Raw genomic sequence first — 20,527 nt, forward strand, 5'->3', positions numbered from 1 at the left:
ATCGGCGGGGCGCCTGTTTCTTGGCCAGACGCTGCGATCGCCGGCGAGAGCAAAGACGCTCTGGTTCCCTCGACGATCGGATTCCCGACATGGTCAATGACGTCAAGCATTCGGAAGCCAAATATGGGCTGGGCAGCTACCAGCACACGCGCAGGATGGTGCTTGCCGTCGTCGTCGTCGTCCTTTTCGCGATGCTTTTGTTCGGGCAGTCGGTTTTTCCGCCCGATACGCCTGTGCATGAAACGATCGAAATGGTCGGCGTCCTGCTGATCTTTCTCGGCGTTGTCGGACGCTTGTGGTCGACGCTCTATATTGGTGGACGCAAATCCTCCGAAGTGGTGACCGGCGGACCCTATTCGATCACCCGCAACCCGCTCTATGTCTTCTCTACTTTAGCTGCCGCCGGTGTCGGCGCACAGATCGGCTCCATCACCGCCACGATCGGCTTTGGAGCGCTCTGCGCGGGTGCATTTTACATCGTTATCCTGCGCGAGGAGAAATTCCTCAGGCAGGTTCTTGGCGCGCCATACCAGGCCTACCTGTTGAAAGTGCCGCGCTTCTTCCCGAAACTGTCGCTGTATCAGGAAGGCGACACCGGCGGCTTCAAGCCGCGCCTGCTGCGAACCACGCTGCTCGACGGTCTGGTCTTCCTGGTTGCCTTGCCGGCTTTCGAACTGATCGACGGCGCCCAGCAGTCCGGCATATTGCCGGTGCTGTTCCGTTTCCCCTGAGTACGGTGTTGCTGAGTACAGTGTTGCTGGGCACGGGGTGTTGCGCGCGCCCCCGCTTTGACGTATAGGACCGCCGTTCCCAAAAAACCGCCCGGCAGGGCATGCCGTGGCGGTTTCATTTGCTTTTCGGGCTTTGGTCGGCCTGAAGCGAACAAACAAGCGCATTGGTGCGCATATAAACGGAGTAGCAAAATGCCCAAGATGAAGACCAAATCGGCCGCCAAGAAGCGGTTCAAGATCACAGGTACGGGTAAAGTTCTGTCGGCTGCAGCCGGCAAGCGTCACGGCATGATCAAGCGGTCCAACAAGTTCATTCGAAATGCCCGCGGCACGATGGTTCTGGCTGAACCGGATGGCAAGAAGGTCATCAAGAATTTTCTGCCGAACGGCCTCTGAGCATTCGGTCTGGACAGCGTTAAGGAGATCATGACATGGCACGCGTAAAGAGAGGCGTCACCTCGCACGCCAAGCACAAGAAGGTCCTGAAAGCCGCCAAGGGTTTTTACGGCCGTCGCAAGAACACCATCCGCATCGCCAAGCAGGCGGTGGAAAAGTCGCTGCAGTACGCCTATCGCGACCGCAAGAACCGCAAGCGCTCGTTCCGCGCGCTGTGGATCCAGCGCATCAATGCGGCGACGCATGAGCATGGCCTGACCTATGGCCGTTTCATCGACGGTCTCAACAAGGCCGGGATCGAGATCGATCGCAAGATCCTGTCGGACATGGCCATCCACGAGCCGCAGGCCTTCGCCGCACTCGTGGCCAAGGCCAAAGTCGCGCTCGAATACCTGAAGAATACCACGCCGAATGCTTTTGAAAGCGCTGTCGCTTAAGACCAGCGCTTCCCAAGCTATTCGACACTTGATTTGGGAAACCCGCGCTGGCAGGGCTGGCGCGGGTTTTTCTTTGCTTCCAATCGGATCTGGAACATGAGTGACATGGAAACTCTCGAAAATTCCCTGATGGCCGAGATCGCCTCGGCCGCCGACGAGCAGGCGATCGAGGCGGTGCGTGTCTCTGCCCTTGGCAAGAAGGGCTCGGTTTCCGAGATGCTGAAGACACTCGGCTCGATGAGCGCCGAGGAGCGACAGGTCAAGGGCCCGGCAATCAACGGCCTCAAGAACCGCGTCACCGAGGCACTTTCGGCGCGCCGCGCCGAGCTGAAAGATGTGGCGATCACGGCACGGCTTGCCGCCGAGAAGGTCGACGTCAGCTTGCCGGTCAGGCAATCGCCGGCCGAGCGCGGCCGCATCCATCCGATCAGCCAGGTTATCGACGAGATCGCAGCGATTTTCGGCGATCTCGGCTTTGCCATCGCCGAAGGTCCCGACATCGAGACCGACTATTACAATTTCACCTCGCTGAACTTCCCGGAAGGCCACCCGGCGCGCGAGATGCACGACACGTTCTTCTTTCAGCCGGACGAGCAGGGCGAGCGCAAGCTTTTGCGCACCCACACCTCGCCGGTGCAGATCCGCACCATGGAGATGCAGAAGCCGCCGATCCGCATCGTCATCCCCGGCAAGACCTACCGGCAGGATTCCGATGCCACCCACTCGCCGATGTTCCATCAGGTCGAGGGGCTGGTGATCGACAAATCGGCCAACGTCGCCAACATGAAATGGGTGCTGGAGGAGTTCTGCAAAGCCTTCTTCGAGGTGCCGAGCGTCAAGATGCGCTTCCGGCCGTCTTTCTTCCCGTTTACCGAGCCCAGCCTCGAGGTCGACATCCAGTGCGACCGTTCGCGGCCCGGCGAGGTGCGCTTCGGCGAAGGCTCCGACTGGATGGAGATTCTCGGCTGCGGCATGGTCCACCCCAATGTGCTCCGTTACGGCGGGCTCGATCCCGACGAATACCAGGGCTTCGCCTGGGGCATGGGCATCGACCGTATCGCCATGCTGAAATACGGCATGCCGGATCTGCGCGCCTTCTTCGACGCCGATGTGCGCTGGCTGTCGCATTACGGTTTTAGGCCGCTTGACATGCCGACGCTGTTCGGGGGCTTGAGCGCGTGACGACCGGGCCGCAGCAAATCCGCAGGCAGCTCGCCTTCCTGCACATGTCCGACGCGCGGGCGCATAGCTTCAAGTGCAACATGCCCAGACCAGACGGAACACAGTCATGAAACTCACCCTCTCCTGGCTCAAGGATCATCTCGAGACAGACGCCTCGCTGGCGGAAATCGTCGAGCGTCTCACCTCGATCGGCCTCGAGGTCGAGCATGTCGACGACCGGGCGAGCCTGGCTCCCTTCGTCATCGCCAAGGTGCTGACGGCGGTCCAGCATCCCGACGCCGACCGGCTTCGCGTGCTGACCGTCGACACAGGCGACGGCAAGCCGCCGGTGCAGGTCGTGTGTGGAGCGCCGAACGCCCGCGCGGGCCTGGTCGGCGCCTTTGCAGCACCGGGCACCTATATTCCCGGCATCGACGTGACGCTGACCGTCGGCAAGATCCGCGGCGTTGAAAGCCACGGCATGATGTGCTCCGAGCGCGAGCTCGAATTGTCCGAGGAGCATGACGGCATCATTGACCTTCCGGCCGATGCGCCGGTCGGTACCAGCTTCGCCGCCTATGCCCATCTCGATGATCCGCTGATCGAGATCAATCTGACGCCGAACCGGCCGGATGCGACCAGTGTCCATGGCATCGCCCGCGATCTGGCGGCGAGCGGGCTCGGCACGCTGAAGAGCGCGCCGATAGAGCCGATCCCCGGCAAGGGCGAGACGCCGGTCAAGGTGACGATCGAAGCGCCGGAGCTCTGTCCCGGCTTTGCGCTGCGCCTGGTGCGCGGCGTCAAGAACGGACCGTCGCCGAAATGGCTGCAGCAAAGGCTTCTCGCCATCGGCTTGAGGCCGATCAGCGCGCTCGTCGATATCACCAATTACGTCACCTTCGACCGCGGCCGGCCGCTGCATGTCTTCGACGCTGCGAAGGTCACCGGCAATCTCGCCGTGCGCCGGGCGCGTGATGGCGAAAAGGTGCTGTCGCTCGACGGCCGCGAATACACGCTGACGCCGGAGATGTGCGTCATCGCCGACCAGGACGGCATCGAATCGATTGCCGGCATCATGGGCGGCGAGCATTCCGGCTGCGACGAGAACACCACCGACGTGCTGATCGAGTCGGCGCTTTGGGACCCGATCACCACCGCCCGCACCGGCCGCACGCTCGGCATCATCACCGATGCACGCTACCGCTTCGAGCGTGGCGTCGACCCGGAAATGATGGTTCCCGGCTTGGAGCTGGCGACGAAGCTGGTGCTCGATTTCTGCGGCGGTACGCCGGCGCAAACCGAAGTCGTCGGCTATGCCGGCCATCAGCCGAAGATCGTCTCGTTCCCATTGTCGGAAGTGAAGCGGCTGACCGGCATCGAAGTGCCGCGCTCGACAAGCCTCGACATTCTTGCCCGCCTCGGCTTCAGGCCGGAGGGCACGGGCGATGTCGTCAATGTGGCGGTCCCGTCCTGGCGGCCGGATGTCGACGGCAAGGCCGACCTGGTCGAGGAGGTCATGCGCATCCACGGCGTCGACAACATCGCGCCGCAGCCGCTCGGTTCGCACGATGCGGTCAACGCCAGGATCCTGACTGTGCTGCAGATCCGCACCCGCGCCGCCAAGCGGGCACTTGCCGTGCGCGGCATGATGGAGGCCGTCACCTGGTCGTTCATTCCGGCAAAACACGCCGAATTGTTCGGCGGCGGCCAGCAGGCGCTGAAGCTTGCCAACCCGATCGCCGCCGATATGTCGGACATGCGGCCGTCGCTGCTGCCGGGGCTGATTGCGGCAGCACAGCGCAATGCCGACAGGGGCATCGGCGATGTCGCGCTGTTCGAAGTGTCGGGCACCTATGAGGGCGACGGCGCCGACCAGCAGCGGCGTGTTGCCGCCGGCGTGCGGCGCGGCACCGCCAAGCTCGAGGGCTCCGGCCGCCATTGGGCCGGCAATGCCGGCGCCGTCGGCGTCTTCGATGTCAAGGCCGATGCGATCGCAGCACTCGAAGCCTGCGGCGCGCCGGTCGAGCGGCTGCAGATCGAGGCCGGCGGCCCGGCCTGGTATCATCCCGGCCGCTCCGGCACGATCAAGCTTGGGCCGAAGGTAATCCTTGGCACGTTTGGCGAGTTCCACCCGAAGACGCTGGAGGGGCTTGACGTCTCCGGCCCGCTTTGCGGCTTCGAAGTGTTCATCGATACCGTGCCCGAGCCGAAGGCCAAGCCGACGCGAACAAAGCCGAGACTGGATCTGTCCGCCTTCCAGGCGGTCAAGCGCGATTTCGCCTTCGTCGTCGACAAGGCGGTCGAAGCCGGCACACTCGTTCGCGCCGCCCTTGCCGCCGATCGAAAGCTGATTTCCGGCGTCTCGGTGTTCGATGTTTTCGAGGGTGCAGCGCTCGGCGCGGCGAAGAAATCGATCGCCATCGAAGTGTCGATCCAGCCGGTCGAAAAGACGCTGACCGACGAGGATTTCGAGGCGCTGGCCAAGCGCATCGTCGATAATGTCGGCAAGCAGACCGGCGGCGTGCTGCGCGGCTGAGCTTGCGGACATATGGCGAATCGCCGTCCAAAGGGCGATGGACCATTTGCGCTATTGCGGGCTGTCTTTCGAGAAACAGCGTGCAGCCTTTCTCGATATCGTCTCGGCCGATCCGCTGATTGCCGAGACGCTGTCGCGGGTACGGGTGCTGGGCCTGCCGGACTGGCTGGTCGTGTCCGGCGCGCTTTACAACAGCGTCTGGAATCATCTGACCGGAAAGCCCTCGGGGTACGGCATCCGGGATGTCGACCTGTTCTATTTCGATGAGAGCGATCTGTCCTATGAAGCCGAGGACAGTGTGATCGCCCGCGCCGCGCCGGTCTTTGCCGATCTGCCCCTACCGGTCGAGATTCGCAACCAGGCGCGGGTGCATCTATGGTATCCGTCCAAGTTCGGACGGTCCTGTCCATGTTATTCCAGTTCCAGCGACTCGGTTCGCTTCTTCGCCTCGAAGACCCATGCGGTCGGTGTCCGCTTCGATACGGACGGGCGACTTGATCTCGTTGCGCCGTTTGGCCTGGATGACATCTTCTCGTTTCGCATCACGCCGAACCGGGTACTGGACAGTCGCCAGACGCACGAGGCAAAGGGCGCGCGTGCCAGGGAGAACTGGCCGGAGATCAGTGTCGTGCCTTGGTAGGAAATGTCGGCGCGAGGCACCCCCTTCTGCCCTGCCGGGCATCTCCCCCTCAAGGGGGGAGATCGGATGTCGCCTCGGCTTTCGCCAATCACCGGCGCCGGAAGGGCGGGCAGGGCGCGGGAACTGCCAATCTCCCCCCTTGAGGGGGAGATGTCCGGCAGGACAGAGGGGGGTGCCTCGCGCCGAGGTCTCACAACGCTTTGCATCGCACCGTATTAGTCGAAAAGGGGTGCCGAAACGCCCCGTTTCGATTAGGCCGTCGATTGCCGTTCACCCGTTAACCAGCGCCAGCAGCTCCTCGGTATAGCGCTTGCCGACCACCTTTTCCGGCGACAGGGCGTCGCCGATGGATGCCACCTCGGCCTGGCTCAGCACGATATCGGCTGCCGCCGTATTCTGCTCCAGATGGCGCATTTTTCGCGCACCAGGGATCGGGACAATGAAGTCGCCCTGATGCAGCACCCAGGCGAGCGCCAGCTGCGCCGGCGTCACGCCCTTCCCGGCGGCCATCTTTTCCAGCACGGCGACGACCGCCGCATTGGCCGCCATGGCGTCGGCCTGGAAGCGCGGCAACCCGCGGCGCCAGTCGTCGGCGCCGAGAACATCGGGCTTGGCGATCGTGCCGGTGAGCAGGCCGCGGCCGAGCGGGCTATACGGGACAAAGCCGATGCCGAGCTCGCGGCAGACGGCAAACACTTCCCCCTCCGGATCGCGGCTCCACAGTGAATACTCGCTCTGCACCGCGGCGATCGGATGCACGGCATGCGCCCGGCGGATGGTCGCCGCACTCGCCTCCGACAGGCCGAGCGCCCGCACCTTGCCCTCGCGCACCAGCTCGGCCATGGCGCCGACCGTATCCTCGATCGGCACGTTGGGGTCGACGCGGTGCTGGTAATAGAGATCGATCACCTCCGTATCCAACCGCTTCAATGACGCTTCGGCCACGGCCTTGACATGCTCCGGGCGGCTATCGACACCGGCCATGCGCTCCATGCCGCTGCCTTCTTCGAGGATCTTGAAGCCGAATTTGGTTGCGATCGTCACCTTGTCACGCACCGGCTTCAGCGCCTTGCCGACCAGGATCTCGTTCTCGTAAGGGCCATAGACCTCGGCCGTGTCGAAGAAATTGACCCCGATCTCGACGGCATGGCGCAACGTGGCAATCGCCTCCGCCTCCGGCTGGCCACCATAGGCAAAGCTCATCCCCATGCAGCCGAGGCCGACCGGGTAGACGTCAAGTTCATTGCCAAGCTTGCGGGTTTGCATCACGCGTGTCTCCTTGTTGTGATGGTTGTGATGCCGCAGAGATAGCGTCTTGCGCCGAGTTCGATAATCGGCTCTCATTTGCACGGGCTGTTCCAAGAAATAGATCAATGAAGCGAACCCATCTTTCACAGCTCGCGGTACTGGCAATGGTCGCCCAATGCGGCAGTTTTCGCGGCGCCGCCAAGGAACTGGCAATCGCGCCATCGGCGGTCAGCCACGCGGTGTCCAGCCTCGAAGCGCGCCTCGGCGTGCGGCTTCTGGCGCGCAGCACGCGCAGCGTCGCTCCGACCGAGGAGGGCGCGCAACTGCTCGAGCGCCTCAGGCCGGCGCTGTCGGAAATCGAGCTGGCGCTGGAATCGGCGATCGAGGCGCGCCACCGGCCGGCGGGCAATCTCAGGCTGACCGTGCCGCGCACCGCGGCCCATCTGGCGCTGACGCCGAGGCTCAGCGCCTTTGCGGCTGCCTATCCCGACATCGTGCTGGAGATCGTCATCGAGGACCGCTTCACCGACGTCGTCGAGGGCGGCTTCGATGCCGGTGTGCGACTGGGCGAGAGCCTGCAGCGCGACATGATCGCGGTGCGCATCGGACCAGACCTTCGGGGCGCCGTGGTCGGCGCGCCAGCCTATTTCGAGACCATGCCAAAACCGCAGCATCCGCGCGATCTCGCCGCTCACCGCTGCATCCGCTTCCGCTTCTCCAGCGGCATTCTCTACCGCTGGGAATTCGAGCAAAACGGCGAGGAGATCGAGATAGCGGTGCAGGGGCCGCTGATCCTCGACGAGGACCATCTGATTGCCAACGCCGCAGTCGACGGCGCCGGGCTCGCCTTCGTGTTCGAGGATTATGTCCGCGACGCGCTCGCCGCCGGCAAGCTCGTTCGCGTGCTGGAGGACTGGTGCCCGCGCTTCGACGGCTTCTTCGTCTATTACCCCAGCCGCCGCCAGATGCGGCCGGCGCTCAGAGCCTTTGTCGATTTTTTCAAGGTCGGCGAGTAAGCCAACCCTCCCCACAAGGGAGAGGTGGAAGAAAGCCGACCTGGCATTCGTTCACCGACCATGTCAGCACTGCCCAAAAACCAGACTGCCGGCTACGGCTGGACGGCGATCATCCTTCACTGGCTGATCGCGGCGCTCTTTATCGGCCAGTTCGTGCTCGGCTTCGTCATGGTGCGGCTGTCCGGCCAGCGCACCACCTTCGAGCTGATCCAGCTGCATAAATCCTTCGGCTTCCTGCTGCTTGGACTGGTCATCCTGCGCATCGCCTGGCGCCTAGGCAGACCGGCCCCGCCGCTGCCGCGCTCGGTCGGGCCTTTCGAGCGCCGTGCGGCGCCGCTGGTCCATCTCGCGCTTTATGCGTTTCAGCTCGCTCTGCCGTTGTCCGGCTGGGCGCTGGTCTCGGTCTCGGTGCTGGAGATCCCGAGCGTGCCGTTCAATCTGTTCGTCATGCCCAATCTGCCGCTCGGTGAATCGGACACGGCAGAAAGCTTCTGGGCAGCGACGCACTGGTATCTCGCCTATGCCGGCATCGGACTTGTCGCATTGCATCTGGCCGCAGCGCTGCGTCATCATTTCTGGCTGAGGGATACCGTGCTGACGCGCATGATCACGGCTTCGTCACGTCACGACAGGGAATAGAGCGGACGGCTCATTCGTTGATGGGGCGAGGACGCAAGAAAGCGTTCCTGCAAAGAGGACCATTTCCATGTACGCGCGCATCTTCGGATTTGCGGCAGCCGCCGCTTGTTTTGCCATGCCTGTTTTCGCCGCCGTTGCCCTTGGCGAGGCGGCCGGCAGCTACACGATCAGCCCGGGGAGTTCCAGCATCCATTTCTCCATCGGCAAGCTCGGCGGCGGCGGGCTCGACGGTGCTTTCTCCCGCTTCAAGGGCAGTATCCTTATCGACAACAGCGATGTCGGCCGGTCCCAGGTCAATTTCACCATCTTCCCCGAAAGCGTCGGTACCGGCCAAAGCCGCATCGATGCCTTTCTCCGCTCGGACGCTGTTTTCGACGCGGCCAACAATCCGGAGATCCAGTTCCGTTCGACCAGCGTCAAACGCACCGGCGACACGTCAGCCCTTGTCACCGGCCGGCTGACGGCGCGCGGCAAGACCTTTCAGGAAAAATTCACGGCCGAGCTCGGCGGCCTCAGGGCGGGCGCGATAAAATTCCACGTCACCGGCAAGGTGCTGCGGTCGCGCTATGGCATGGATGTCGGCACGCCGATTTACTCCAACGTCGTCGATTTCGACATGACGCTGACCGGCAAGCGGGGATAGTCTTTGCAGGACCGGGGTTCCTCGCCCCCGCATTGGCTTTTCTCCTGAATTAGGGCAAACCTCCAGGCCTGCAATCGAGAGGAGAAATCTGATGTTCCGATGGGGTGCTTTGTCGACGGCCAAGATCGGCCGCGAGCAGCTTTTGCCGGCAATCGTCGAGGCGGAGAACGGCGTGCTGTCCGCGATTGCCAGCCGCGATCTGTCGAAAGCGCGGGCGCTGGGCGAACGCTTCGGTGCGCGCCACGCGTTCGGCTCCTATGAGGAGCTGCTCGCCTCCAGCGACATCGACGGCGTCTACATTCCGCTGCCGACCTCGCAGCATGTCGAATGGACGGCCAAGGCGATCGAGGCCGGCAAGCATGTTCTGGTCGAAAAACCGCTGGCGCTCGATGCCAAGGACATTCCGCCGCTGATCAAGCTGCGTGATGCCAGGAAGGTGCTGGTCTGCGAAGCCTTCATGGTCGTCTACCATCCGCAATGGATCAAGGTGCGCGACCTCATCGCCAACGGCGCCATCGGCCGGCTGCGCCATGTCCAGGGCGCGTTCTCCTATTACAATGTCGACCCCAACAACATGCGCAACAAGCTCGATCTCGGCGGCGGCGCGCTGCCCGACATCGGCGTCTATCCGACGGTATCGACGCGCTTTTCGACCGGCAAGGAGCCGCTGCGCGTCCAGGCGACGATCGAGCGCGACAAGACATTCGGCACCGACATCTATTCCTCGATCCGCGCCGATTTCGGCGACTTCGAGCTGTCGTTTTACCTGTCGACGCAGATGGCGGCACGCCAGGTGATGGTCTTCCACGGCGAGAAGGGCTTCATCGAGGTGTTCTCACCGTTCAACGCCGGACTCTACGACCATCACCGCGTCGAACTGCACAACCAGAACCACAGCGAGGCGCAGGTGTTCCGCTTTCCCGGCACGCAGCAATACCGGCTGGAAGTCGAGGCCTTCGCGCGGGCGGCACGGGGCGGCAAGGACCGCGTCTTCACTCTGGAAGAATCGGTGCTCAACCAGAAGGTCATCGATGCCATCTTCCGCGCCGGCGAGAAGGAAGGCTGGGAAACAGTCTAGGCCGGCCATGATCCCAAAAAGTGGGGACCGGTTTTTGGACAAGATCATGGCCAAATAGATGTCCGACGATGCGGATGTGATCATTGTCGGCGCCGGCCTTGCCGGCCTTGTCGCGGCGGCCGAACTGACTGCGGCCGGCAAGAAGGCCATCATCGTCGAGCAGGAGCCGGAACAGTCGCTTGGCGGCCAGGCATTCTGGTCGCTCGGCGGAATCTTCCTTGTCGATTCGCCCGAACAGCGTCGCATGCGCATCCGCGATTCGTATGAGCTGGCGCTCGAGGACTGGCTGGGCACCGCAGCCTTCGACCGCACGGAAGATCTCTGGCCGCGCCGCTGGGCCGAGGCCTATCTCGGCTTCGCCGCCGGCGAGAAGCGCTCCTGGCTCATGCAGCGCGGCCTGAAATTCTTTCCGGTGGTCGGCTGGGCCGAGCGCGGCGGCGGCAATGCCGTCGGCCACGGCAATTCGGTGCCGCGCTTCCACATCACCTGGGGCACCGGCCCTGGCGTGCTCGAACCGTTCGCGCAGCGCGTACGCGAGGCCGAGAAGCGCGGGCTGATCCGCTTCAAATTCCGTCACCGGGTCAACGAATTGACGCGGACGGGCAGCGTCGTCGACGGCGTGCGCGGCGACATATTGGCGGCGAGCGACGTCGAGCGCGGCCGCAAGAGCTCGCGCGAGATCACCGGCGATTTCGAGCTGAAGGCGCAGGCCGTCATCGTCGCCTCCGGCGGCATCGGCGCCAATCACCAGCTGGTCCGGGAGAATTGGCCGAGGCGGATGGGCGCGCCGCCGAAACGCATGATCACTGGCGTTCCCGATCATGTCGACGGCCGCATGCTGGCGATCGCCGAAGCCGCCGGCGGCCGGCTGATCAACCGCGACCGCATGTGGCACTATGTCGAGGGCGTCAGGAACTGGGCACCGATCTGGACCGATCATGCGATCCGCATCCTGCCCGGCCCGTCATCGCTGTGGCTCGATGCGCGCGGCAAGCGCCTGCCGGTCCCGCTCTATCCCGGCTTCGACACGTTGGCCACGCTCAGCCACATCATGAGCACCGGCTTCGATCATTCCTGGTTCATCCTGACCAAAAAGATCATCCAGAAGGAGTTCGCGCTGTCGGGCTCCGAGCAGAACCCCGATCTGACGGGGAAGAGCTGGCGCCAGGTGCTCGGCCGCGCCACCAGCGGCGTGCCCGCGCCGGTCAAGGCGTTCATGGAGAAGGGCGAGGATTTCATCGTCGAGCCTGATTTGCCGGCGCTGGTCGCCCGCATGAACGCAGTGGCCGGCGGCGAGCCGCTGCTCGAACTGGCGCAGGTTGAGCGCGAAATCCGCGCCCGCGACCGGCAGCTCGACAATCCGTTCTCCAAGGACATGCAGATTACTGCGTTGCGCGGTGCGCGAGCCTATCTCGGCGACCGGCTGATCCGCACCGCAAGACCGCACAAGCTGCTCGATCCCGCCAATGGCCCGCTGATTGCCGTCAGGCTCAGCATCCTGACCCGCAAGACGCTCGGTGGGCTGGAGACTGACCTCGACAGCCGCGTGCTGGGCGCCGGCGGCCAACCAGTCGAGGGGCTGTACGCGGCGGGCGAGGCCGCCGGTTTCGGCGGCGGCGGCATGCACGGCTATGCAGCGCTCGAAGGCACGTTTCTCGGCGGCTGCATCTTTTCCGGCCGCAGTGCCGGACGGGCGGCGGCACGCGCGGTGGGGTGAAACAAGGCCCGCGGGCGGCCGTTGCGCCAAGGTGGCGGGTCGCACCGAGTGGCCAACTTCCCTTAGAGCATTTTGCAGCCAAATGGAATCATTTGGCGTCCGCATAAATGCGACAAAACAGATAGTTAGAGCGGGTTACCGGTTCCAGGAGAACCGGAACCGGCTCTAGGCGAAGGGCTGCAAATTGACGTCTTGAAGCTTGGAACCGGCAAGCAAAGCCTCGAGCACCTGCTTCTTGAGAGACAGGCACTGCGAACGGGCAAGTTTGACGATGGCGGAAACCTCGCCTGCCTCGCAGGCAAGGACCAACTCCTTTTGCTGGGCGATGATCAACTGGGTGAAGTCGCGGGACTTGAAGCCGAGGTGGAGAACCCGCGCCGACTGGTCGAGTATCTGGTCCAGCAGATGCGCCAGTCGTAAATTTCCCGAGAGCTCCGCAAGGGCCAGACGAAAGGCACAGTCGGCCGCAAGGAAGGCGACGTGGCTGCGTAGCGTCTCCGGCTTCAGCACCTTTTTCGCCGCCAGCCTGACATCCTCGAGCCCGCGCTCGGTCATGTTCGATGCCGCCACCCTGAACACTTCCGGTTCGATCAAGCTGCGGACATCGAAGATCTCGTTGACGTCCCGCAGGCTAAGCGTCGCAACGACGTAGCCGCGGCGCGGTTCGCTCCTGACCAGCCCTTCCTGCATCAGTCGGGCCAGCGCCGCGCGGATGGTCGCCTTTTTGATCTGGTACCGGTCACCGATCTGCTTCTCCGTCAGCGCTTCACCGGGGCGCAGCACGCAGGCAATGATGTCGTTCCTCAGCTGCTCATATGCCTGTTCCCTGCGAAGGACGTCGGCGGCCGACAGTGCTGTCGCCTCGACCGTGGCCGGCCTTGCCGGTTCGGCGGTCAACTTCGTCGTTTTCATATTCCGTCCGTCTGGCTGTCCCGTTGACGCTGGCATCAGCATTCGCTAGCGTGAGCATCTCAGATTGATGATCTGAGCATCTCAGCGAGGATAACTGATATGCCTTTACACGCCAACTCGCCTCTCTACGCCGCTGCCGATGACATCGTCAATGCCGCGAAGGGGCCAGATCCCCTCGAAGCGGTAAGGACGGTCCTGGGCGACTATACCAACCGCTTTCACGCATCGGGAACACTCGCTCACGAAGAAGACGACGACGAGGTGCTTCTGCATGCGAGCCCGAACCTGACGATCTATCACATCACGCTGTCGCCCGGCCTGCAGTACCCGCCTCATAACCACCTGATGGATGCCTTGATCGGCATCTACAAGGGCAGCGAGACGAACTTCATCTATCCCGTTGCCGGCAGCGAACTCGATGTTCCCGAAAGGCAGGACATCGCAGCGCCTGCCGTGGTGCACATGGCGTCAAATACCGTTCATGCGGTTGCGAATACGGGCGGTGCGCGATCGGGTGCGCTGCATGTCTACCTCGGCGATCTCACACGAACCCACCGGCAGCTGTGGAGTCCGGATAGCAACCAGGCCGAGCCGTTTGACAATGACCGCTATCTGGCCGGCGCTCGGCCCATTCAGCAGTCCGGGCACGAATGAGCGCAGGGGCGTCGCGGGCGGCGAAATTGGCCGTGATCAGCGGACCCGTCGGAATCGCGTCACACTTGTCACTCTCGCCAACCCGCTATCGCCCCTATCCTATCTGACGACCCAACACGTCGCGCCTGCGGCGACAAACCAGCAAGGAGATGCACAATGACGGCACATCAGAATGGCACAGGCGAGCAGACGAAGCGGCTCGCGATGAAGACACCACCGGTCGTTTCGTCTGACGCGTGGGAGGCCGCGCGCCAGCAACTGCTCGTGAAAGAGAAGACCGTGACCCGGGCTCGCGACGCACTGGCCGCCGAGCGCCGGCGGATGCCGTGGATGGCGGTGGAGAAGACCTATACGTTCGAAGGGCCTGATGGAAAGGTGAGCCTGCTCGACCTGTTCGAGGGCCGCCGTCAGCTGATCGTCTACCGCGCCTTCTTCGAGCCCGGCGTATTCGGCTGGCCCGACCACGCTTGCCGCGGCTGTTCGCTGGGGGCGGACCAGGTCGGCAACCTCGCCCATCTGAACGCCCGCGACACCACGCTTGCCTACGCCTCGCGCGCACCGCAGGCCGACATTGCGCGGCTGAAGGCGCGGATGGACTGGAAGATGCCCTGGTACACCATCACCGACAGCTTCGATGCCGACTTCGGCGTTGACGAGTGGCACGGCCACAACGTGTTCATCCGCGACGGCGACCGCGTGTTCCGCACCTACTTCATCAACAACCGCGGTGACGAGGCGATGGGGACCGTATGGAGCTATCTCGACCTGTCGCCGCTCGGCCGCCAGGAGGTTTGGGAGGATTCGCCCGAGGGCTATCCGCAGACGCCGACGTACAAGTGGTGGAATTGGCACGACAATTACGGCGCCGAAGCCGTCCCCGACAAAAAATGGGTCGAGATATCGGACGCCGGAGAGGCCGCGTTCCGGAATCGCACCGAATAGAACGTCTTTGGCGTCGCGGAAATGCAGCCAGGACAATTGGAGGAGCGGGATGCACGGTTCAATTCGACGCATCCCGCTCGCTATGCAGGACTACGGACATGAGCGAGATTCATGCAGGCGGATCCACCGGCGATGCGAGCCCGGCCGACCATAGTGCAGCCGATTGGCTGTCCTTTGCGGCCGCGCCGACCTTCGCAACCATGGCGCTGCTGACGCTTCTCGGCGGAGCGCCGGACATGATGTGCTCGACCGGGCAAGAGGCGTCACCGCTCGACGGCATGGTCCCGATGTACCTGCTGATGAGCGGCTTCCATTTAGGACCTTGGCTGAAGCAGGTTTCCGGCCGGCGACGCCGCCGCAAATAGAGCTGTACCGGCCGACAAAGGCCCGTTCTGGTCGGGAAGACATCCCTCACCAGATCCACTCGCCCCTTCCCAAAACCGCTACCGCATCGACAATCCGGGTAAAGCTCGAGCGGGCGCGGCCGGCCGTGTGCCTGGCGCGCAAATAGCCATGCACCAGCCCCGGCTCCTCGAGCCACCAGGCGCGCCCGCCCGCGGCAACGATGCGGTCGCGATAGGCTTCGCCGTCCGACGACAGCGGGTCGCATTCGGCGGTGATCACGACGGTGGGCGGCAGATTGGCGAACTCGGCGTCGGCGAGCGGCCACAGAGTGAGATCGCCGGTGCGATCCTCGCCACCGGTCCTGATGTCCCTGTAGAAAACGAGGTCGCGCGCGGTAAGCATCGGCGCTTCCGCGTGGGTGACGTAGGAACCGGCGGAGCTGTCGCCGCCAAGGCCGGGATAGACCAGAATCTGGCCGATCGGCTTGCGCGCATGGCCGCGCGTTGCGTGACTGACGGCGGCGGCGAGATTGCCGCCGGCACTGTCGCCGCAGAGCAGGACAGGACGCTCGTAAGTCGCCGCCGCCCATTCGAAGGCGCTGATGGCATCGTCGAAGGCGGCCGGATGAAGGTGTTCAGGTGCCAGCCGGTAGTCGACCGAAACCACTTCGTAGCCGGTGCGGCTGCAAAGCTCGGCGCAGAGGTCGTCATGGCTGTCGAGCCCGCCGAGGATAAAACCGCCGCCATGGAAATAAAGCACCATTGCCGAAGCTTCCGGCGCCGGGGCGCGGTAGATGCGGATCGGAATGTGCCAGGGTGTGGCAATGGCGGTGGTTTCCGCCGTGACGCCTTGGGGATAGCCGGCAAAGAACTCGCGGCACATCCGGTTATAGATCTGGCGCTGCTCGGCGACGGTGTAGTCGATCGTATCGGGCGGATAATAAGAATTGGTCCGCTCGATGAAGGCCCAGGTCTCGGCGTCGATGAGGGTTTTGTAGTCGGTCATGGGCGCTGAATGGATCGCAATGAATCCGCCTGAACACCCCCCTCTGGCCTGCCGGCCATCTCCCCCTCAAGTGGGGAGATCGGCAGCTTCGGCCTTGCAGCCCATCTTGCAACGTTGGAGATTGGCGAAAACCGAAGCGACATCCGATCTCCCCCCTTGAGGGGGAGATGGCCGGCAGGCCAGAGGGGGGTGTGACGGAGTGCCGTCATTTCGGCAATACCTTCATTTCCCCTTCCACACCGGATCGCGCTTCTCGGCAAAGGCGCGAAAGCCCTCGAGATTGTCCTCCGAGCCGTAGAGTGCGTCAACCGTCGACAGTTGCCGGCGCGTCACCCGGTTCATCGCGTCCTGGAAAGTCAGCGATTCTGCGACCCGGGCCGTCTCCTTGATCGCGGCGAAGACCAGCGGCGGGCCGCTGGCGAGCAGCCGCGCGATTTCCCAGACGCGGTCCTCCAGTCTTTCCTTGGGCAGCACCTCGTTGACCAGGCCCCAGCGATGCGCCTCGGCGACATCCATCCAGCGGCCGGTGAGCAGAAGGTCCATGGCGACATGGTAGGGGATACGCTTCGGCAGCTTGATCGTCGCCGCATCGGCCAGCGTGCCGGCACGGATTTCGGGCAGCGCGAAGGAGGAGTGGTCCGACGCATAGATGAGGTCGCAGGATAGCGCCAGTTCGAAGCCGCCGCCGACCGCCATGCCGTTGACGCAGGCGATCACCGGCTTGTTGAGGTCGCGCAGTTCCTGCAGCCCGCCGAAGCCGCCGACGCCGTAGTCGCCGTCGACAGCGTCGCCGCCGGCCGCTGCCTTCAGGTCCCAGCCGGCGCAGAAAAACTTGTCACCGGCGGTCTTGACGATGGCGACGCGCAAGTCGGGATCGTCGCGAAACGCCTTGAAAGTCTCGCCCATCAGCCGCGACGTCTTCAGGTCGATGGCATTGGCCTTGGGCCGGTCGAGCGTGACTTCGAGGATAGTGCCCTCGCGGCGGGTGGTGATGACGTCAGACATTTTTGTTCTCTCCAAGCACCAGCAGCGCATCGGCGATCCAGGCGCCCTTGCCTTCGGTGCAGACGATCAGCGGATTGATGTCGAGTTCCTCGATCTCGCCGGCGTTTTGCTGCACGAAAGCGGCAATGCCCGATATCGCATCGATTGCCGCCGCGACATCGGCCTTCGGCCGACCGCGATAGCCGTCGAGCAGCGGGAACAGTTTCAGCCCACGCAAAGCGGCCTCGATATCGTCGCGGGTCGCCGGCAGCATCAGCGTGACGCTGTCGCGCAACAGCTCGACCAGCACGCCGCCGGTGCCGAGCGTCATCACGGCGCCGAACATCGGGTCGCGGGTGAAGCCGACGAGCAGCTCGGCGACGCCGTCGCGCACCATGCGCTCGACATAAAGGCCCGTGCCGAGCGGGCCGAGATCGTGGGCGGCGGTGCTGACGGATTCAGCATCCCTCAAATTGAGCCGGACCGCGTCGAGCTCGGACTTGTGGATGACGCCAAGGGCCTTCAGCGCCACCGGGAAGCCGAGCGCCATCGAGGAGATGACAGCTTCGACCGCGTTGCCGGCGCGCTCGCCCTTCGGCACGGGGAGCCCGGCCTCGATGAGCCGCGCCTTCGCCTCGGCCTCGTCCGGCGTGACATGATCGCCGGCCGGCGCGCCGGACGCCGAAGTGTCGATCGGCTGCGCCTGCGGCTCGCGCCAGGCCCAGCCGATGAAGGCCGCCGCCTGGGCGGCGTCCATGGCTTCGGAGATGCCGAATAGCGGCACCATGCCCCGCGCCATCAGGCCGGCAGTGTATTCCTCCGGCAGGTTCTCCGGCAGCGAGGAGACGATCGCGCCTTGCGCGCTGTTGGTCTTCAGGGCCGATTCGAAGGCGCGCAGCGTCGCCCACCAGTCGGTGTCCGAGCAGCGGTCGGGGCGCGGGAAATCGAGCACCAGCATGTTGAGGTCGAAGCCGCCCGACACCATCGCGGTGAAGGTGGCGGTCATCGCCGGCTCGTTGTTCCAGATGAAGGTGTGGTAGTCGAGCGGGTTGGCCACCGCGACCAGCGGCCCGAGCGTCGATTTGACATGCGCGCGGTGCTCGGGGGTGAGTGGCGGAAACGTCACCCAGCGGCCTTCGGCGCTGTCGGCCATCACCGACGCCTCGCCGCCCGAACAGCTCATCGACGACAGCCGGTAGCCGGGCAGGGGGCCGGTGACGTGCAGCAGCTTGAGCGCCTCGATGAAGGCCGGGATCGAATCGATGCGGGCGATGCCGAGCCGCTTCAGGAAGGCGCCGGACGCTGCGTCCGAGCCGGCCAGCGACGCGGTATGGGAAACGGTCGCCTGCCGCGCCTGCTCGGAGCGGCCGACCTTCATGGCGATGACAGGCTTCTTCAGCTCGCGTGCCCGTGCCGCCAGCCTTTCGAAGCCGGCTACCGAATCGAAGGCCTCGATATGCAGGCCGAGCGCGGTGACGCGGTCGTCCTCGATCAGGCCGAGCGCCATTTCGGAAAGCCCGGTCTGCGCCTGGTTGCCGGCGGTCATCAGAAAGGCGATCGGCAGGCCGCGCTTCTGCATCGTCATGTTGATGGCGATGTTCGACGACTGGGTGATGATGGCAACGCCGCGACCGCCTTCAGGCAGCCTGATGCCGCCATGCTGGTCGGGCCACAAAAGCGCGCCGTCGGCGTAATTGATCAGCCCATAGCAGTTCGGCCCGATGATCGGCATTTGGCCCGCCGCCGCGACCAGCTCGGCCTGCAGCCGCTCGCCGTCCTCGTCATAGGCCTCGGTTTCGAGGAAGCCGGCGGCGAAGCAGACCGCACCGCCGGCGCCGCGCTCGGCCAGTGCCTTGACCACTTCGATGGTCAAGTGCCGGTTGACGCCGACGAAAGCGGCATCCGGCGCGCCGGGCAATTCGGCCACCGAGCGATAGGCCTTGCGGCCGGCGACCTCGGCCTTGCTCGGATGCACCGGCCAGATCTCGCCGGCAAAGCCCATCTTGATCGATTGCGCGACGACGGCGGCAGCCTGCGCACCACCGAAGACGGCGATCGTTCGTGGGCGCAGAAGGCGCTCAAGTTTGTGCATAAACACCCCCCTCTGCCCTGCCGGGCATCTCCCCCTCAAGGGGGGAGATTGGCAGCTGGGCCGCCGGCCCCAGGCATGCAACGGCAATAACTGGCGAAATCAGGAATGGCGGCCGATCTCCCCCCTTGAGGGGGAGATGTCCGATAGGACAGAGGGGGGCGCGAAGGAATGCAAACATTGCGCTGTTCAGCCCCCGAACGGGCGCAGCAGCGCCCGCGAGATGATGTGGCGCTGGATTTCCGAGGTGCCTTCCCAGATGCGCTCGACGCGGGCGTCGCGCCAGATGCGCTCGAGCGGCAAATCGTCCATCAGCCCCATGCCGCCATGGATCTGGATCGCCTCGTCGGCGACAAAGGCGAGCATCTCGGTGGCCTTCAGTTTGGCCATGGCCATGTCCTGGTCGGTGACGGTACCCTGATCGTACTTCCAGCCGGCTTCGAACACCATCAGGTCGGCGGCCTTCAACTCGGTCGCCATGTCGGCGAGCTTGAACGACACGCCCTGGAACTTGCCGATCGGCTGGCCGAACTGCTGGCGCTGCGCGGCGTATTCGACGGCGTGGCCAAGCGCCCGCTCGGCGCGGCCGAGGCAGGTGGCGCCGACCTGCAGGCGCGTCGCGCCAAGCCATGAATTGGCGACGTCGAAGCCTTTGTGGACCTCGCCCAGAACCTGACTGGCCGGCAACCGGCAATCGTCGAATTGGAGGATGGCATTGGTGTAGCCGCGATGCGAGACGTTGCGGTAGCCGTCGCGCACGGTGAAGCCCTTGGTGCCCTTGTCGACGAAAAAGGCGGTGATCTTCTTGCGTTTTCCACGCGAAGACTCTTCCTCACCCGAGGCCATGAAGACGATGGCGAAATCGGCGAGATCCGCATGGCTGATGAAATGCTTGGTGCCGTTCAGCACCCAGTCGTCGCCGTCTTGCACGGCGGTTGCCTTCATGCCGCGCAGATCGGAGCCGGCGCCCGGCTCGGTCATTGCCAGGCAATCCCATTTCTCGCCGCGAATGCAGGGAAACAGATATTTTTCGCGCTGCTCCGGCGTGCCGGCGAGAAGGATGTTGGAGGGCCGCGCCACGCAGGTCCAATGCAGCGCGTAATTGGCGCGGCCGAGTTCCTTTTCATAGAGCAGCCAGGTCACCGTATCGAGCCCGGCGCCGCCGACATCGGCCGGCATGTTGGCGGCATAGAGGCCGGCTTCGATCGCCTTGGCCTTGATCTCCTCGATCAGCTCGCGGCGCAGCACGCCGGTACGCTCTACTTCGCGCTCATGCGGGTAAAGCTCGTTCTCGACGAAGGCCCGCGTCGTCTCGACGATGAGCTTCTGCTCCTCCGAAAGACCAAAATCCATG

20 protein-coding genes are annotated in these 20,527 nt (G+C 64.2%); 14 read left to right on the top strand and 6 right to left on the bottom strand.

Going from position 1 to position 20,527, the window contains the following annotated elements; translation table 11 throughout:
• Nucleotides 1-89: 89 nt before the first annotated feature.
• From NKH28_RS00800 to NKH28_RS00825, 6 genes are all read left to right on the top strand, one after another.
• Nucleotides 90-731 (top strand): methyltransferase family protein, encoded by a 642-nt coding sequence (locus NKH28_RS00800; RefSeq protein WP_352451636.1) that lies wholly within the window; start codon nt 90-92, stop codon nt 729-731.
• 192 nt (nt 732-923) lie between these two features.
• Complete coding sequence (gene rpmI / locus NKH28_RS00805; RefSeq protein WP_006201248.1) at nt 924-1,127, top strand: 50S ribosomal protein L35; 204 nt, start codon at nt 924-926, stop codon at nt 1,125-1,127.
• A 35-nt stretch (nt 1,128-1,162) separates the two neighbouring features.
• A complete protein-coding gene (rplT, locus tag NKH28_RS00810) occupies nt 1,163-1,564 on the top strand; it encodes a 50S ribosomal protein L20 (protein WP_006201247.1) in 402 nt (133 codons plus the stop codon).
• Nucleotides 1,565-1,660: 96 nt separating this feature from the next.
• The gene (gene pheS, locus NKH28_RS00815; RefSeq protein ID WP_352451635.1) at nt 1,661-2,746 is read left to right on the top strand and encodes a phenylalanine--tRNA ligase subunit alpha; all 1,086 of its coding nucleotides are present in this window, start codon (nt 1,661-1,663) and stop codon (nt 2,744-2,746) included.
• A gap of 106 nt (nt 2,747-2,852) precedes the next feature.
• Nucleotides 2,853-5,261: a phenylalanine--tRNA ligase subunit beta gene (gene pheT / locus NKH28_RS00820; RefSeq protein WP_352977554.1), complete on the top strand. Its 2,409-nt coding sequence runs from the start codon at nt 2,853-2,855 to the stop codon at nt 5,259-5,261.
• Nucleotides 5,262-5,298: 37 nt separating this feature from the next.
• The gene (locus NKH28_RS00825; protein WP_352501131.1) at nt 5,299-5,901 is read left to right on the top strand and encodes a nucleotidyltransferase family protein; all 603 of its coding nucleotides are present in this window, start codon (nt 5,299-5,301) and stop codon (nt 5,899-5,901) included.
• 270 nt (nt 5,902-6,171) lie between these two features.
• On the opposite strand, the gene NKH28_RS00830 is transcribed toward NKH28_RS00825, so the two are convergent.
• Entirely contained in the window at nt 6,172-7,167 is a 996-nt protein-coding gene (locus tag NKH28_RS00830; protein WP_352744005.1) for an aldo/keto reductase, read from the bottom strand.
• Between the two features lie 107 nt (nt 7,168-7,274).
• On the opposite strand from NKH28_RS00830, the gene NKH28_RS00835 reads away from it, so the two are divergent.
• The 5 genes from NKH28_RS00835 (at nt 7,275) to NKH28_RS00855 (ending at nt 12,242) form a co-directional block, all read left to right on the top strand.
• Nucleotides 7,275-8,165, top strand: coding sequence for a LysR family transcriptional regulator (locus NKH28_RS00835; protein ID WP_352743896.1), 891 nt, complete (start codon nt 7,275-7,277; stop codon nt 8,163-8,165).
• Between the two features lie 60 nt (nt 8,166-8,225).
• Nucleotides 8,226-8,804 carry a cytochrome b gene (locus tag NKH28_RS00840; protein ID WP_352977557.1) on the top strand — a complete coding sequence of 193 codons (579 nt, stop codon included), beginning with the start codon at nt 8,226-8,228 and terminating at the stop codon, nt 8,802-8,804.
• A gap of 67 nt (nt 8,805-8,871) precedes the next feature.
• Nucleotides 8,872-9,447 (top strand): YceI family protein, encoded by a 576-nt coding sequence (locus NKH28_RS00845; RefSeq protein ID WP_352451627.1) that lies wholly within the window; start codon nt 8,872-8,874, stop codon nt 9,445-9,447.
• A 91-nt stretch (nt 9,448-9,538) separates the two neighbouring features.
• On the top strand, nt 9,539-10,525 hold the full coding sequence (locus NKH28_RS00850) for a Gfo/Idh/MocA family protein (RefSeq protein ID WP_352977559.1): 987 nt from the start codon (nt 9,539-9,541) through the stop codon (nt 10,523-10,525).
• Between the two features lie 58 nt (nt 10,526-10,583).
• Nucleotides 10,584-12,242, top strand: coding sequence for an FAD-binding dehydrogenase (locus NKH28_RS00855; RefSeq protein ID WP_352977561.1), 1,659 nt, complete (start codon nt 10,584-10,586; stop codon nt 12,240-12,242).
• 165 nt (nt 12,243-12,407) lie between these two features.
• On the opposite strand, the gene NKH28_RS00860 is transcribed toward NKH28_RS00855, so the two are convergent.
• Nucleotides 12,408-13,154, bottom strand: a complete 747-nt coding sequence (locus tag NKH28_RS00860; RefSeq protein ID WP_352743890.1) for a GntR family transcriptional regulator — start codon at nt 13,152-13,154, stop codon at nt 12,408-12,410.
• Nucleotides 13,155-13,253: 99 nt separating this feature from the next.
• On the opposite strand from NKH28_RS00860, the gene NKH28_RS00865 reads away from it, so the two are divergent.
• The 3 genes from NKH28_RS00865 to NKH28_RS00875 all read left to right on the top strand — a co-directional run bounded on the left by NKH28_RS00865 (nt 13,254) and on the right by NKH28_RS00875 (nt 15,115).
• Entirely contained in the window at nt 13,254-13,808 is a 555-nt protein-coding gene (locus NKH28_RS00865) for an autotransporter (RefSeq protein ID WP_352929262.1), read from the top strand.
• A gap of 156 nt (nt 13,809-13,964) precedes the next feature.
• Nucleotides 13,965-14,750, top strand: a complete 786-nt coding sequence (locus tag NKH28_RS00870) for a DUF899 domain-containing protein (protein WP_352682190.1) — start codon at nt 13,965-13,967, stop codon at nt 14,748-14,750.
• Nucleotides 14,751-14,848: 98 nt separating this feature from the next.
• Nucleotides 14,849-15,115, top strand: coding sequence for a hypothetical protein (locus tag NKH28_RS00875; protein WP_352682188.1), 267 nt, complete (start codon nt 14,849-14,851; stop codon nt 15,113-15,115).
• A gap of 46 nt (nt 15,116-15,161) precedes the next feature.
• On the opposite strand, the gene NKH28_RS00880 is transcribed toward NKH28_RS00875, so the two are convergent.
• The 4 genes from NKH28_RS00880 to NKH28_RS00895 all read right to left on the bottom strand — a co-directional run bounded on the left by NKH28_RS00880 (nt 15,162) and on the right by NKH28_RS00895 (nt 20,526).
• Nucleotides 15,162-16,100: an alpha/beta hydrolase gene (locus tag NKH28_RS00880; protein WP_352682187.1), complete on the bottom strand. Its 939-nt coding sequence runs from the start codon at nt 16,098-16,100 to the stop codon at nt 15,162-15,164.
• A 222-nt stretch (nt 16,101-16,322) separates the two neighbouring features.
• Nucleotides 16,323-17,105 carry a carnitinyl-CoA dehydratase gene (locus tag NKH28_RS00885; protein WP_352472543.1) on the bottom strand — a complete coding sequence of 261 codons (783 nt, stop codon included), beginning with the start codon at nt 17,103-17,105 and terminating at the stop codon, nt 16,323-16,325.
• The gene (locus NKH28_RS00890) at nt 17,098-19,176 is read right to left on the bottom strand and encodes an acetate--CoA ligase family protein (RefSeq protein WP_352454780.1); all 2,079 of its coding nucleotides are present in this window, start codon (nt 19,174-19,176) and stop codon (nt 17,098-17,100) included. The genes NKH28_RS00885 and NKH28_RS00890 overlap by 8 nt, the downstream gene beginning before the upstream one ends.
• Nucleotides 19,177-19,362: 186 nt before the next feature.
• Nucleotides 19,363-20,526, bottom strand: a complete 1,164-nt coding sequence (locus NKH28_RS00895; protein ID WP_352977563.1) for an acyl-CoA dehydrogenase family protein — start codon at nt 20,524-20,526, stop codon at nt 19,363-19,365.
• Nucleotide 20,527 lies beyond the last annotated feature (1 nt).

This window comes from Mesorhizobium sp. M1227 (genome assembly GCF_040318315.1).
In the GTDB taxonomy this organism is placed as follows: Bacteria; Pseudomonadota; Alphaproteobacteria; order Rhizobiales; family Rhizobiaceae; genus Mesorhizobium.

Coding starts and splice junctions, on each gene's coding strand:
- NKH28_RS00850 (WP_352977559.1), top strand. CDS start 9,539: ATGTTCCGATGGGGTGCTTTGTCGACGGCCAAGATCGGCCGCGAGCAG.
- rplT (WP_006201247.1), top strand. CDS start 1,163: ATGGCACGCGTAAAGAGAGGCGTCACCTCGCACGCCAAGCACAAGAAG.
- NKH28_RS00840 (WP_352977557.1), top strand. CDS start 8,226: ATGTCAGCACTGCCCAAAAACCAGACTGCCGGCTACGGCTGGACGGCG.
- NKH28_RS00865 (WP_352929262.1), top strand. CDS start 13,254: ATGCCTTTACACGCCAACTCGCCTCTCTACGCCGCTGCCGATGACATC.
- NKH28_RS00870 (WP_352682190.1), top strand. CDS start 13,965: ATGACGGCACATCAGAATGGCACAGGCGAGCAGACGAAGCGGCTCGCG.
- NKH28_RS00885 (WP_352472543.1), bottom strand. CDS start 17,105: ATGTCTGACGTCATCACCACCCGCCGCGAGGGCACTATCCTCGAAGTC.
- pheT (WP_352977554.1), top strand. CDS start 2,853: ATGAAACTCACCCTCTCCTGGCTCAAGGATCATCTCGAGACAGACGCC.
- NKH28_RS00880 (WP_352682187.1), bottom strand. CDS start 16,100: ATGACCGACTACAAAACCCTCATCGACGCCGAGACCTGGGCCTTCATC.
- NKH28_RS00895 (WP_352977563.1), bottom strand. CDS start 20,526: ATGGATTTTGGTCTTTCGGAGGAGCAGAAGCTCATCGTCGAGACGACG.
- rpmI (WP_006201248.1), top strand. CDS start 924: ATGCCCAAGATGAAGACCAAATCGGCCGCCAAGAAGCGGTTCAAGATC.
- NKH28_RS00830 (WP_352744005.1), bottom strand. CDS start 7,167: ATGCAAACCCGCAAGCTTGGCAATGAACTTGACGTCTACCCGGTCGGC.
- NKH28_RS00890 (WP_352454780.1), bottom strand. CDS start 19,176: ATGCACAAACTTGAGCGCCTTCTGCGCCCACGAACGATCGCCGTCTTC.
- NKH28_RS00860 (WP_352743890.1), bottom strand. CDS start 13,154: ATGAAAACGACGAAGTTGACCGCCGAACCGGCAAGGCCGGCCACGGTC.
- NKH28_RS00845 (WP_352451627.1), top strand. CDS start 8,872: ATGTACGCGCGCATCTTCGGATTTGCGGCAGCCGCCGCTTGTTTTGCC.
- NKH28_RS00875 (WP_352682188.1), top strand. CDS start 14,849: ATGAGCGAGATTCATGCAGGCGGATCCACCGGCGATGCGAGCCCGGCC.
- NKH28_RS00855 (WP_352977561.1), top strand. CDS start 10,584: ATGTCCGACGATGCGGATGTGATCATTGTCGGCGCCGGCCTTGCCGGC.
- pheS (WP_352451635.1), top strand. CDS start 1,661: ATGAGTGACATGGAAACTCTCGAAAATTCCCTGATGGCCGAGATCGCC.
- NKH28_RS00800 (WP_352451636.1), top strand. CDS start 90: ATGGTCAATGACGTCAAGCATTCGGAAGCCAAATATGGGCTGGGCAGC.
- NKH28_RS00835 (WP_352743896.1), top strand. CDS start 7,275: ATGAAGCGAACCCATCTTTCACAGCTCGCGGTACTGGCAATGGTCGCC.
- NKH28_RS00825 (WP_352501131.1), top strand. CDS start 5,299: ATGGACCATTTGCGCTATTGCGGGCTGTCTTTCGAGAAACAGCGTGCA.